11 protein-coding genes are annotated in these 12,161 nt (G+C 68.3%); 3 read left to right on the forward strand and 8 right to left on the reverse strand.

Annotated elements, in window-relative coordinates; all coding sequences use genetic code 11:
* Positions 1-38 precede the first annotated feature (38 nt).
* Complete coding sequence (locus tag ACFPJ1_RS13665) at positions 39-908, reverse strand: sensor histidine kinase (RefSeq protein WP_380103967.1); 870 nt, start codon at positions 906-908, stop codon at positions 39-41.
* A gap of 47 nt (positions 909-955) precedes the next feature.
* Between ACFPJ1_RS13665 and ACFPJ1_RS13670 the strand changes: the two genes are divergently transcribed.
* Together ACFPJ1_RS13670 and ACFPJ1_RS13675 are read left to right on the forward strand one after the other, a co-directional pair.
* Positions 956-2,677 carry a sensor histidine kinase gene (locus ACFPJ1_RS13670; protein WP_380103968.1) on the forward strand — a complete coding sequence of 574 codons (1,722 nt, stop codon included), beginning with the start codon at positions 956-958 and terminating at the stop codon, positions 2,675-2,677.
* 92 nt (positions 2,678-2,769) lie between these two features.
* Positions 2,770-3,282: a copper chaperone PCu(A)C gene (locus ACFPJ1_RS13675; protein ID WP_380103969.1), complete on the forward strand. Its 513-nt coding sequence runs from the start codon at positions 2,770-2,772 to the stop codon at positions 3,280-3,282.
* A 35-nt stretch (positions 3,283-3,317) separates the two neighbouring features.
* Here ACFPJ1_RS13675 and ACFPJ1_RS13680 read toward each other — a convergent pair whose 3' ends face one another.
* Positions 3,318-5,168 (reverse strand): sigma-54-dependent Fis family transcriptional regulator, encoded by a 1,851-nt coding sequence (locus ACFPJ1_RS13680; RefSeq protein WP_380103970.1) that lies wholly within the window; start codon positions 5,166-5,168, stop codon positions 3,318-3,320.
* 209 nt (positions 5,169-5,377) lie between these two features.
* Between ACFPJ1_RS13680 and ACFPJ1_RS13685 the strand changes: the two genes are divergently transcribed.
* Positions 5,378-6,184, forward strand: a complete 807-nt coding sequence (locus ACFPJ1_RS13685) for a hypothetical protein (RefSeq protein WP_380103971.1) — start codon at positions 5,378-5,380, stop codon at positions 6,182-6,184.
* A gap of 55 nt (positions 6,185-6,239) precedes the next feature.
* Here ACFPJ1_RS13685 and ACFPJ1_RS13690 read toward each other — a convergent pair whose 3' ends face one another.
* The 6 genes from ACFPJ1_RS13690 to ACFPJ1_RS13715 form a co-directional block, all read right to left on the reverse strand.
* Positions 6,240-7,112 (reverse strand): alpha/beta fold hydrolase, encoded by an 873-nt coding sequence (locus tag ACFPJ1_RS13690; RefSeq protein WP_380103972.1) that lies wholly within the window; start codon positions 7,110-7,112, stop codon positions 6,240-6,242.
* A gap of 161 nt (positions 7,113-7,273) precedes the next feature.
* On the reverse strand, positions 7,274-8,344 hold the full coding sequence (locus ACFPJ1_RS13695) for an alpha/beta fold hydrolase (protein WP_380103973.1): 1,071 nt from the start codon (positions 8,342-8,344) through the stop codon (positions 7,274-7,276).
* An 83-nt stretch (positions 8,345-8,427) separates the two neighbouring features.
* A complete protein-coding gene (locus ACFPJ1_RS13700; RefSeq protein WP_380103974.1) occupies positions 8,428-9,150 on the reverse strand; it encodes a GAF and ANTAR domain-containing protein in 723 nt (240 codons plus the stop codon).
* A gap of 38 nt (positions 9,151-9,188) precedes the next feature.
* A complete protein-coding gene (locus ACFPJ1_RS13705) occupies positions 9,189-9,917 on the reverse strand; it encodes a GAF and ANTAR domain-containing protein (RefSeq protein WP_380103975.1) in 729 nt (242 codons plus the stop codon).
* A 184-nt stretch (positions 9,918-10,101) separates the two neighbouring features.
* Positions 10,102-10,839 carry an ANTAR domain-containing protein gene (locus tag ACFPJ1_RS13710; protein ID WP_380103976.1) on the reverse strand — a complete coding sequence of 246 codons (738 nt, stop codon included), beginning with the start codon at positions 10,837-10,839 and terminating at the stop codon, positions 10,102-10,104.
* 486 nt (positions 10,840-11,325) lie between these two features.
* Positions 11,326-12,150 (reverse strand): NADPH-dependent oxidoreductase, encoded by an 825-nt coding sequence (locus ACFPJ1_RS13715; RefSeq protein WP_380103977.1) that lies wholly within the window; start codon positions 12,148-12,150, stop codon positions 11,326-11,328.
* Positions 12,151-12,161: the final 11 nt, after the last annotated feature.

Here is a 12,161-nt window from a genome sequence, read left to right on the forward strand (position 1 = left end):
CTCAGGTCTTCACCACCAGCGCCCAACCCTGCTTCCTGCTAGCCGGAATTCCGGGAGCCCCGGCAGCCGGGCTTCGCCGGGAGTTCGAGAACGAAGCGGGCGCCGCCTCCGGGGCGGTCCTCGACCCGGATCGTCCCGTTGTGCCACGCCACATGCCTGGCCACGATCGAGAGACCGAGACCGATCCCGCCGGCCCCGCGGTCGTGAGCCGGTCGCCCACCGGAACCACCACGGCAGAACCGCTCGAAGATCCGGTCCCGGTCGGCGACCGGTACGCCGGGCCCCGCGTCGTCGAACTGGACGATGACACCAAGGCCGCCCGCCTCGACGGACACGCGCACGCAACCACCACCGTGGCCTTCGGCGTTCTCGACGAGGTTCGCGACCACTCGCTCGAGCCTGCGTTTGTCAGCCTGCATGGTGAGGGCTGCCGCATCCGCGGAAACCTCCGTGACCGGGCGACCAGCAGCGGTGTCGGCGGCGACCCGGATCAGGTCGGCGATGCGTACGGTGTCCCGGTTGCCCTCGTCTGCCCCGTCATCGCGGGAGATCTCCAGCAGGTCCACCACCAGCCGCCGGAACCGCTCGAGATCCTCGCCGAGCAACTCGACCGGTTCGCGCACGGCAGCGGGCAGCTCGTCTCGATGGTTGTGGATCAGTTCCATCGAGTTCAGCATGGTCGTCAACGGGGTCCGCAGCTCGTGGCTGATGTCCGCGGCGAAGCGAGCGTCAGCAGTCACCACGTGCTGGAGGCTGCCGACGGATCGCATCATCGGAGCATCGCGCGGCAGGCGTGGTGCTGTCGTCGACGTGAGCACCCAGCCGATGAACCTGCTGGCCGGAATCCCGACCCGCCCACTAGCTGGAATCGCCGCGCTCCCACCGGACGGCACCGAGCCGGACGCCACGGACAGAGGCTTGTTGGCTCGTCGAGCATCGGACTACCTTCGGTTCTATGAGCGGGCCAGACACCGGCCCCGACGTGGGCGATGCCCCCGATCCGGGCACCGGCCACCCACCCGACCAGACACGGTTGCTTCAGCTTGCCGAGGAGCAGGCCGCACTGCGACGCGTAGCCACGTTGGTAGCGGGTGGGGCGCGGCCGGCCGAGGTGTTCGCTGCCGTCGCGGACGAACTCGCCCGCCTGATCGGTGCCGAGGCGACGTTCGTCTCCCGAGTCGATCACCAGCCCGGGGAACATGGGGAGCTCGAGGCCTTTTTCACCGTCGTCGGGACCTACGGCCGGGTCAGTGATCGAGTACCGGTCGGCTTCCGGATGAAGCTGCTGCCCGGGATGGTCCAGACCACCGCGCTCCGTACCGGTCGCCCGGCCCGGGTCAACGGCGAGCAGTTGGCGAAGGGCCCGCACAGCGCTTGGGTCGGCACCCTGGGGATGCGGGCCGGGGTGGCCACGCCCATCGTGGTCGAGGGACGCAACTGGGGAATGACGGTGGCCGCGACCTCGCAGGAGGACTTCCCGGCCGGAACCGAGTCGCGGATGGCGGACTTCGTGGAGCTCGTCGCGACGGCGGTCGCCAATGCCCGGGCCGAGCAGGAACTGCACGAGCTCGCCGACACGCAGGCGGCACTGCGGCGCCTGGCGACGCTGGTGGCCAGAGGCGCGTCACCCGAGGCGGTGTTCGCAGCCGCGACCAAGGAGGCCCTGCGGCATTTCGGCGGCGGGACCGCCAGGATGATCCGGTACGAGCTCGACGAAACGGCGACGCTGGTGGCCAACGAAGGCACGACAGGTCCCCACGTGCGAGTCGGGGAGTCCTGGGAGGGCTATCCGGCGACCGGGTTGACAGCGACCGTTCTGCGGACCGGCCAGGCCGCCCGCGTCGATGACTACGGCGCCATCCCGGGCGGGGAGCCTTATCTTCGCGAAGGGATACGGTCCGCGGTCGCCATGCCGATCCACGTCAACGGCCGGTTGTGGGGAGCGATCGCCGTCGGGTCCGGGCAGGGGCCTCCGCCACCCGACACCGAGCAGCGGATGACGGCGTTCACGGACCTGGTCGCCACCGCGGTAGCCAACGCGCAGAACCGGGCCGAGCTCATCACCTCCCGCGCGCGGATCGTCGCGGCATCGGACGAGGCCCGCCGGCGGATCGAGCGCGACCTGCACGACGGCGTACAGCAAGGCCTCGTCGCGCTGGCACTCAGGCTGCGTTCGGCCGCGGCCGCACCGCACGAATGCGATCAGACCAGTACCGAGTTCATCGACGTGGCCGCGAGCCTCATGCGGATGGTCGATGAGCTGCGGGAGACCTCCCGTGGCATCCACCCGGCGATCCTGACCGAGGCTGGACTGCGACCGGCGCTCCGCGCACTCGCGCGGCGCTCAGCCGTCCCGGCGGAGATGACCGTGCGGGTGGATGGCCGGCTTCCCGAGCCGGTCGAGGTCGGCGCGTACTACGTCGTCTCGGAGACGCTCACCAACACCGCGAAGCACGCACGAGCGTCGGTTGTCGAGGTGGAGGTGGAAGCCGCCGACGGCACCCTGCGGGTGTGTGTGCGTGATGACGGTGTCGGCGGCGCCGACCCGCTGCGGGGCTCAGGGCTCGTCGGGCTGAAGGACCGGATCGAGACGCTGGGCGGCACCTTCTCCTTGGACAGCCCGCCGGGCGGCGGCACGTCGATCTGCTGCGAACTGCCGGTCCCGGCTTCCGGCTAGCTGGGGGTAGGAACGACCGCTGGCAGTGACGACGGGAACCAGTCGCATCGCGAAGCTGGAAGGACTTTCCGGACTTCCTCGCGGAGGCGAAGATGGCGACAACCACCACAGGAACCACCCTCCGGCTTCCGGGCCGGCGCGTGCTTCGCTGGCTGCCGGCTGCCCTGCTGGGCGTCGGAATGCTGACCGCGTGCTCGTCGCCCGACCCGTACCAAAGCCTTCCGCAGGGCGGCGTCGACGCCACCAGCGGCGCGATCGTCGTGACGGACATGTGGGTGCAGGGCCCGCAGGGACTCACCAAGGGCACCGACGCGCCGTTGCGGCTCACCTTGACGAACGAGTCTCCGACCGTGGCCGACACCCTCGTCGGGGTCTCCACCCCGATCGCCGAGCACACCGCGCTGGTCAGCGCCGGGCAGGCCGTCAAGACCATCGCGATCCCGGCCGGGGCCCAGGTCGACCTCGAATCGCGGACCGGCGTCGTACTCGAACACGTACTGCGTAACCTGCGCGCCGGCGAGTGGTTCCCGATCACGCTCACGTTCGCCAACGCCGGCCCGGTGACCACGCAGGCCTGCGCCGGCCCCCTCGCGGCAACCCCGTAGCCTCCGTCGCCCGGAGTGTCCTGCAATGGGACAGGTCAGATCGTCGTGATGCCGTAGCTCCGCAGCTTGCGGTAAAGGGACGACCTCGCGATGCCGAGCGCCGTGGCGGCCTGTACCCGGTTGCCGCCGGCGTCGTGGAGTGCCTTCACGATGGCGTCGCGCTCGACCGCCTCGATCCCGGACAGCTGCCGCCGTGCGGTGTCGTGGCAATAGCCGGGAAGGTCTTCCGGCTGAAGTTCACCGACCGGCCGCTTGAGCAAGGACGATCTGATCGCTTCCTCGAGCTGGCTGACGTTGCGCGGCCACGAGTACCGAGCGATGACCCGCATCGCGGCCGGACTCACCGTGACGCCCCGGCGGTCGGTGCTGTTGGCCAGCACCCGCGACACGATGCCGGGCAGATCCACGGTCCGGTGTCGTAGCGGCGGCACCGTCACGGCCTGCTGGAAATGCACGAGCAGGTCCCGGAAGGGCAGGTCGGACTCGAGATTGGCATCCGACAGGGTCGCTGCCACATACGCCGGAAGATCACTGTCGGCCATGGCGAGCAGGAACGCGTTCAGGCGCTCGACACCTTCGGTGGACAACTCGTCGATGTTCCGGAAGATGTAGAGCGTGGGGACAGCGGTCGCGCCGAGCGCCTCCTCGGCCTCGTCGTAGCTGTCCCGGGCGATGGACGACGCGTCGACGGCCAAGCTGCGCCCACCGGGACTGACCCGGTGGTAGATCTCCGTGACGAGCGAGAACTTCCCGGTTCCGGTCTCCCCCATCACCAGCAGCGCTTCGTGTCGAGCCAGCGCTGTGGTGATGTCGTCGCAGGCGCGCTTCCACAGCGGCGACAAGCCATCGGTCAGAGGGGAAACCCGGCCGCGGATCCGCGGCAACCCGGGTCGGGCGGACACGGTTGCCGTCGGCAACGGAACGTTCCGGTCCTCGAACTGCGCGGCCGACGGTGGAACCGCCGTGCCTTCGGAGACGAGGACGACCTCCAGCACCATTCCGGCGACGTCGCCACCGACGACGATCCGCGCTCCACGGATTCGCACGACCTTGCCGGTGGCGAGCTCGATCTGGTCGACGGGATCGTCCTGCCGTGCCATCAGGTAGCGGGCATGCTGCTGGATGGCCAGTTGCTCGCCGGGCTCGAACAGCAGCTGCGTCGCGGTGTTGGCCATCACCACCGTGCCGCCGACCGCCATCACCGCGCCGTGGGTGCGGGCGTCCATCCGCACGAACGTCTCGAAGAGCGCCTGCTGGTACTGGTTTCGATCCAGCAACAGGTTCTGAGCGATGTCGTGCGCCGCGGCCCGGGCGAGCGTGTGCATCAACGGACTCGACTGGTCCGCCAGGGAGGTGATGTCCAGGACTCCTTCGACCCGGCCGCTGATCGGATCGCGGATCGGCGCGCCCGCACAGGCGAACGGCTGCAACGTCTCGTGGAAATGTTCCGGCCCGATGATGTGGACCGGCTGCCCGGACTCGAACACGGTGCCGACACCATTGGTCCCCACACCGCCCTCGGCGTAGTCGAAACCTGGCGCGAACAGCACCCGGTCGAGCATCGACCCGATCGTCCGGCTGGTGTCCGTGCGAGTGAGGACCCTTGCCCTGCCGTCGGTCAGCGCGATGCTCAGCGGATGATCCGCCGTCTCCTCGCGGAGCCGCTCGATCACCGGCTGTGAACAGCGCACCAGCCGCGACGACGTGTCGAGATCGGCGTGGTACTGCGCCTGTACGGTCGCCGCGTCCACCCCGGCGGAGTAGCACCGCCGCCAGGAAGCCTCCACCAGGTCGGGCACCGCGTCCCCGGCGGTACGGCCCGAGGTCAGGAAGGCCTCGCGGGCAGCGGCGACGATCCGGCGTCTGCTGACGGACGGGTCGTTCATCCGGCCTCCCTCGCCTGACCGTTCCGATCATCTCGCCGCTGGGCAGCCGGGGGAAGTGCGAGCAGATGTCCCACCCTGGGACACCTCGCCACCCCGAAACACCGACACAGTTGTCGTAGTCCTCGCCGGACCCCCACGCCGGGTGGCGCCGACCTCGAGTCAACGGGAAGGCGCCACCCGCACCACCCCCTCACCAGCCGGAGCCCACGATGCGCACCGCCTTCGACGCAGTGATCTCGGCACCCCCGTCGGGACGCGGCACCCCCTTGATCGTCGACCACCAGGAGTACGCGCGTGAGGTCATCCTGCACGGCAGCCCCCTGCCCTGCGGCGACGTCACGCGGTACGACGACTTCTTCGGTCAGGCGCAGGCGTTGCTCCGACCCGACGTCGCACTGGTCGACCTCGGCATGATCTACGCGAACCTGCTCGCGAACGACGACGAGCTGCGCGCCCTGATGTCGGCACGCCCGCGCGTCGGTTATGCCCTCAAGACGTTGCTCTCGGACTATGCCCTGGCTGCCGCGGCGCTCGAGCTCGTTTCGGTGGTGGCCCGAACCTCGGCGACACCACTGGTCCTCCAGGTGCCGTCACCGCTGCGCTGGCTCGGCCAGACCCACGAATTGTGTCTGGGCGGCAACCTTGACGACATCTCGTCGGACCTCGGAGAGAACATGTCCGTTTACTTCGCCGACTGGCTCCGTCGATTCTCCTCGCTTCCGGTGGCGCTGTTGTTGCTGGACTGCCGGCGATCGGACCTTCCCGGGCTGGCGCTCGACCACCTCGCGGAGTACAGCCCGATCCTCAACGTCGCCGACCACTACCGCTGGCCCGTCGCCCAACGAAACGACTACACCGTCGACGTCGCCGGCACCGACCTCAAGGGCGTCGTCGTCCCCCGCGAGTACTGGCTGGCCGAGAACGTCGCAGTCACCTCCGGCGACTTCCTGCTGGCCACGATCCCCAGCGATGCGGCACCGGAGACGGTGTCGCTGCGAGTGGCAGACCTGACCTGAGCTGAGCTGCCTCAAGGGGCAGCGAGTGCAAGCGGACTCGACAAGGCCGTCGAAATCACGACATCTCCCTGGCTGACTCCTCCACGAACTCGGCGAGCTCGCGGTCGAAACGGGGCTGGTCCTCGCTGAAGGGCATGTGACCCACGCCGTCGTACCAGGACGGTTTGGCGGTCTTGCAGACGTCGAGGACGTGCTCGGCCATCGAGGGCAGCACGATCGTGTCGGACCGTCCGTGGGTTACCAAAACGGGCACGGAAAGTCTGGACAGCACGTCGTCGCCGTTGATCTCGCGCGAGATCAACGCCCCTCTGACCTCAGGGGGAACGACCATGTTCCAACTGAGGGCCGCACTCCAGTCGTCCGGTTCGAGCGGCTCGACGGTGCAGACGCCGAGAAAGCGCCTGATGGCGGCGATGTTCGTGGCGAGGTCGGGCAGGCTGGCGTCCGGTGCGTTGTCGAGGAAGCCGGGGCCGATGTGGTCGAAGGTGGGGGGCTTCAGCATGACGGCGCCTCCGACCAGGTTGACGCCACCGATCCGATCCTCGCCGTACGCCCGGACGTAGTCGGAGACGATGAACCCGCCGTAGGACCAGGCGACCAGTACCGGTCGGTCCAGGCCCAGCTGATCGATGACTGCGGCGAGGTCGTCCGCCCACAACTGCGGGTCGCGATAGCTTTCAGGGTCCATCGGCTTCTCAGACATGCCGTGGCCCCGGTTGTCGAACGCGACGAGACGAAACTCCTGGGCGAGCCGGCCGTCCAGCTGCCGCGCCCAGCACACGTGACTGGCCGACCATCCGTGGATGAAGAGAACCGGACGACCTTGCCGGTTTCCCCACTCCCCGGCGTACAGCCTGACACCTCCTCCGCCCCGGACGTCGTACGTCGCTGTCGGCTCGGCGATAACCGCCGATGCCCTGTCAGACATGACCATGTGCTCCATCGAATGCCTCCCTCGAACTCCCCGGGAACCGGGCGCTTGTTCTGACACCTGTGAAGGTAGGCAGCCGCAGGAGTCGCCGGCATCGGAGCCAGCACGCAAACCTTGGAGGCGGGCTGGCGGCCAACACGCAGCGGCGACCAGCCGGATCAGGGACGCCGCAACGAGGCCGCCTCGGAGAACCTGGCCGCCGCGGCCGCGCGTCCCGCCTTGCCGGAGACACGAAGCTTGACGTACATGTTCGTCAGATGACGCTCCACAGTGCGGACGCTGAGGCTCAGCTGCTCGGCAATCGCCTCATTGGTCAGTCCTGCCGCGACGAGCTCGAGGACCTCCAGCTCCCGTGGGCTGAGCTCCTCGACTCCGACAGGCCGAGCGGTTGCCCGCTCCGTTCCGAGGAAGGCGCGAAGCTCCGAGACGAAGCTCGCCCACGCGGGTTCATCCGACAGCAGGATGTGGTTCGCCGACTCCAGGACGACGAGCCGGGCTCCGGGTACCAAGGTGGCGAGCAGCCGACCCTCGTCGACCGGAACGACCCGGTCCCCTAGCGCATGCACGACCAGCGTCCTTGTCCTCACCTGCGCCGCGAGCTCGACCACGTTGAGGGGACCACGTGCGTGGTAGAGACGGACCGCGGTCGCGGCCGAGGTGGAGTGTCGCTGCAGGTCGTCGTACCACTCCATCTGCTCGGGCGTGGCGGCCGGGAGGAACAGCATGCTGAACAGGTGGCGGAAGGTGGGGTCGGGATTGGTCCAGCCGGCGGAGATCGCGGCGACCAGCGCGTCCTGCAGCCGGCGCTCGCTGGCACCGCGGAGTGTCCGGCCGCGCGCGTAGCCGCCGTACAGAACGAGGTGCGTGAGCCGCTCGGGATGACGGGCCGCGTACGCGACCGCGACGGCCGCACCGGTCGAGACGCCGAGCAGCGCGAACCGGTCGAGACCTGCGGCGTCGACCACGGTCTCGAGGTCGGCCACCCAGGCATCGAGTGAAATGTCGTCGACGTCGCGATCCGAGAGCCCGCATCCGCGCTCGTCGTAACGGATCAGGGTGTGACCGTCCCCGAGAGCATCGAGCCAGTGGCGCCACACCGGGCTCTCCCAGTCGAACTCCAGATGGGTCATCCAGGTCGCCACCCTGACGATCGGCGGGCCGTCACCGTGGACGGCATACGCCAATTTCACCGCATCCGGCGCCGCACAGTAGCCGACCTTCTGGCTCACCCACCGATCGTACCGAGGATTGCGACTTCCGCGCCGTGGCGACGACTGTGCAGGTCCGATCTCAATCCGGTTTGTCGGGGCGCTTAGCCAGACTGGGCCGGATTGAGATCGGACGTGCCGTCGATGACTGCCTGGGCGGTGGCCTGCAAGTGCATGTTGTTGGTCCGCGCCCAACGGCGGATCAGGGCGAACGCCTCGTCGACGCTGATCCCGGCGCGCTCGGCGAGCACACCTTTGGCTTGTTCGATCAGGATCCGGGTGTTCAATGCGCTCTGAAGTTGTTCGGCGAGGATCTCACCCTGCCGCACTGTGCGTTCTTGGAGCAGACCGATCGTCGCCACATCACACAGTGCCTGGCCGAGAGCTATCTCGTCCTCGCTCAAGGTGACCTGGCGCGCGCAGAACAGGTTGAGGACTCCGATGACCTTTCCGCGCAGTCTCATCGGTAGCGCGTGCGTCGACCGGTAGCCTGCCTCGATGGTCGCGGCCCGGAAGTTGGGCCAGCGCGCCTCGACCTCCCGCAGATCGATGTTGACCTGTGGCTGCCCGGTCCGATAGCAGTCCAGGCACGGTCCTTCGGAGTTCTGCAGGACGAACAACTCCAGCACGCGAGCTTCCTCGGTGGTCGAAGCCATCACCTCCAACTGGCCTCGGTGGTCGGCGAGGATCAGGCCGGCGGCGTCGGCGGGTAGCAGTTCGACGCTGCGCTCACACAGCACGTAGAGGAGGTCGATGACGTCGAAGTCGTCGACAAGTGTGTCCGCGAGTTCCACGAACACCCGCCCGAGGCGTTGCTCCCTGGTCATAGCTGATGCCCTTCCTGGCCGCGCATCACCGGTTCTCTTCATGATGGATCTTCCTCAAGCCGGAATGTCACCCTTCGGGCCACGACGTCCTTGGCCAGGTCGCGCAGCGGACGAGCCTGGGCATAGGCCCGAGCCCTCAGCAAGAGCAGCGCCTCGGTTATCCCGACCGCAGCCTGGACAGTGATCATGCCAGTGGCCTGGTGAATCTCACGATGACTCGCCGCGGCATCTGCCAGGTGTGGATGCAGGTGCCCCGGAGCGGTCACGTCCTGCAGATCGAGGACCAAGGTGGTCGCGGCGGCGGCGAAGTCCAGCGCCAACGCGAGTTCGGAGCCGGCCAGCGACCCCGTCGTATGGCGGTAGAAGTCGAGAACACCCAACCGGATCGCGCCGACCTGCAGCGGGAACGCGAACGCCGCCGCGATACCGGCCTCCAGCGCGCCAGACGCGAACCCCGGCCAACGCGACAGCCCGGTCGAGGCGAGATCGGAGTGCAGCACCGGCCGCCCCTCGCGGAAGGCGTCAATACACGGACCTTCTCCAAGAGTGTTCTGGAGGTTCTCCATCACTGTGGCTGATCCATCGGTCGCGGCCACAGTGCCGCCATGCCCGGTCGCCGTCATCAATGCCAACCCCGCGCCGCTGACCGGCAACGCCTCGACCGACGCCGCGCACAACCTCTCCACCACGCTCCCGCCGGCGTCGCTGCGCGCCGTCAGCACGTCAACGAGGATCTGGTGGACCCGCAACGATGCCACTGCCTCCACACCGCCCTCAGCGTCGGTACGCGCGCCTGGATGGGCCGACCGATACAGCTGGATCGCAGCGTCGCACCCCTACCTTCGCCCCTCAATGGCTTCTCCGCACGCCGCCTCGCCGGGTCACGGCGGGAGGGGTGCCGGACCCGGCCAGGACGGTCGGTGCCGCTCGCCGCGTCCCCCGGCAGATCCGTCATCTGTGGATCCGGCCGTCAGCATCGCGGAGCGGGGACGGAAGGTCGCGGTTGCTGAGCAGTGAGGTCGCGACCTCGGTGAGCTTGATGTTGTGGTCCTGGGAGTAGCGCCGCAGGATGGTGAACGCCCGGTCGGCATCGATACCGAAACGCTCCATCAGAAGCCCCTGGGCTTTGCCGATCAGGGCGCGAGACTCCATGGCCTGGCGAAGTCTCGACTCCTCACGCCTGGACGCAAGCGCGATCGACGCGTGCCGGGCGACCGCGACCGCCATCTGCTGCTCGGCGGTGCCGAACCAGCCAGGATCCGGCGAGTAGAGCACCAACGCCCCCAGTCCGGCGCTCCTCGCAGACAACTCCACGCTGAGCATGCTCCGCAGCCCCAAAGCAGCGACCTGCTGCCCCCACTGCGGCCAGCGCGCGTCCGTGGCGGTGTCAACGACACACACCACGGCATCCAGACCACCCGGCAACCACCGTGGTCCTTCGCCGCACCCACGCTGTAGCCGATCAGCCTCGTCGACCACGGGATCGGATACCGCGGCCAGGCCGGCGTCGATTCTGGCCGCGGTCAGTCCGGCGAACCCACAGGGGACCGCGCGGATCGCCAAGTCCAGTACGCCTGTCTCGACGGCGGGCGGGTCGGCGGCGGAGTACAACTCCAGAACCGAGTCAGCCAGGGCCAGCATCCCCCCGTGGTGAACCCGGTCACGCGCGTACCGCTGTGCGCTGGTCATCGGCGTCACCGAGCAACCTGATCGACTGACGAGCGTCCGGCAACGCAATGAGAAGACATAGGCCCAGCCCCCAACTCAAATCACCCTCGTGAGGAGCCCGCCGGGGTCTGGGGCAGCACGCCGGCGCCGCGACCTGCGGCGCACACACTTTGAATGTACGCCTGACCAGGCCCCACCGGAACCGCACAGATCGATGGCACTTCCACCGGACCGCTGGCGAGGTAGGTCGTTTGTGGCTACGGTCGTGAAAGAAGAGCTTTCACAACGTCGCCCCAGACCCCGGTGAGCCAGCCGCTGTTCGGCGAGGGGTGCATGTGTGACCAGCGAGTGGCGATAGCCGATCCACGTACCGCGGTGCGCCGGTGCGCGCAGATCGAAGTACACACGGCGACGCCAAGGCCGATCTCTATACCACTGCGGGTGATGCATCGCGGATATCTGCACAAGAGCCGGGCTGGGGTGGGGCGTTGCCGGGTCGGCGAGGTGTCAGCGCAGTTGGAAGCCGCGGAGGCGGAGGGCTTCTCGTAGGTGTTCGCGGCCTTTCAGGCCGGCGATGCTGCCGAAGCGGGTGGCTACTCGTTGCACCCAGCTCTGGGGTAGGCCCGCGGCGGAGTAGTAGCTGTTGAGCAACTCCTCATAGGTGTCCACGTGGACCGTTTGCGGCTCGAGTTCGTAGTGCTCGTGGTGGAGGACCGCCTGTTGCGGCAGCCGCGGTTTGACCGTCGTCTCGTCGAGCCGATCGGGGTAGCCGACCACCAGGCCGAAGACCGGGAACACGTTCGGCGGCAGATCGAGCTCGGCGGCCACCTCGAGCGGCCGGTTCCGGATCGCTCCGACGAACACTGTCCCCAACCCGAGCGACTCCGCGGCCAGCGACGCGTTCTGCGCCGCGAGGGCGACATCGACAAACCCCAGAAGGGCGCTCTCGACGAAGTCCGCGCCCTCCGCGGTCGCGAGGCCGATCTCCTCGGTCACGTGTCGTGCGCGGGCGAGGTCGGCAAGCCAGACCAGCAGCAGTGGTGCCTGGACGATGAACTGCTGATCACCGGCGAGCTCGGCAAGTCGGGTACGTCGCCCTTCGTCGCGAACCGCGACAACGCTCCACAGCTGGAGGTTGCCCGACGTCGGAGCCGACTGCGCCGCGGCGACCAACGCCGTCAACGTTTCGTCGGAGACCGGGTCGGACCGGTAACTGCGTACCGACCGGTGGGCCAGCTGGTTCGCCAGTACCTCGGTCCATTGGGCCGGCAGATCGAACGGCGCCTCCGACCCGTAGCGCAATTGGTAGGAAGCTTCCGGGGATACGGTCACGACGTCTCCTG

This window comes from Kribbella qitaiheensis (assembly GCF_042657745.1).
GTDB lineage: Bacteria > Actinomycetota > Actinomycetes > Propionibacteriales > Kribbellaceae > Kribbella > Kribbella qitaiheensis.

Excerpts from the sequence above, each read along its gene's own strand:
- ACFPJ1_RS13670 (WP_380103968.1), top strand. The coding sequence starts at position 956 with ATGAGCGGGCCAGACACCGGCCCCGACGTGGGCGATGCCCCCGATCCG.
- ACFPJ1_RS13675 (WP_380103969.1), top strand. The coding sequence starts at position 2,770 with ATGGCGACAACCACCACAGGAACCACCCTCCGGCTTCCGGGCCGGCGC.
- ACFPJ1_RS13680 (WP_380103970.1), bottom strand. The coding sequence starts at position 5,168 with ATGAACGACCCGTCCGTCAGCAGACGCCGGATCGTCGCCGCTGCCCGC.
- ACFPJ1_RS13685 (WP_380103971.1), top strand. The coding sequence starts at position 5,378 with ATGCGCACCGCCTTCGACGCAGTGATCTCGGCACCCCCGTCGGGACGC.
- ACFPJ1_RS13690 (WP_380103972.1), bottom strand. The coding sequence starts at position 7,112 with ATGTCTGACAGGGCATCGGCGGTTATCGCCGAGCCGACAGCGACGTAC.
- ACFPJ1_RS13700 (WP_380103974.1), bottom strand. The coding sequence starts at position 9,150 with ATGACCAGGGAGCAACGCCTCGGGCGGGTGTTCGTGGAACTCGCGGAC.
- ACFPJ1_RS13710 (WP_380103976.1), bottom strand. The coding sequence starts at position 10,839 with ATGACCAGCGCACAGCGGTACGCGCGTGACCGGGTTCACCACGGGGGG.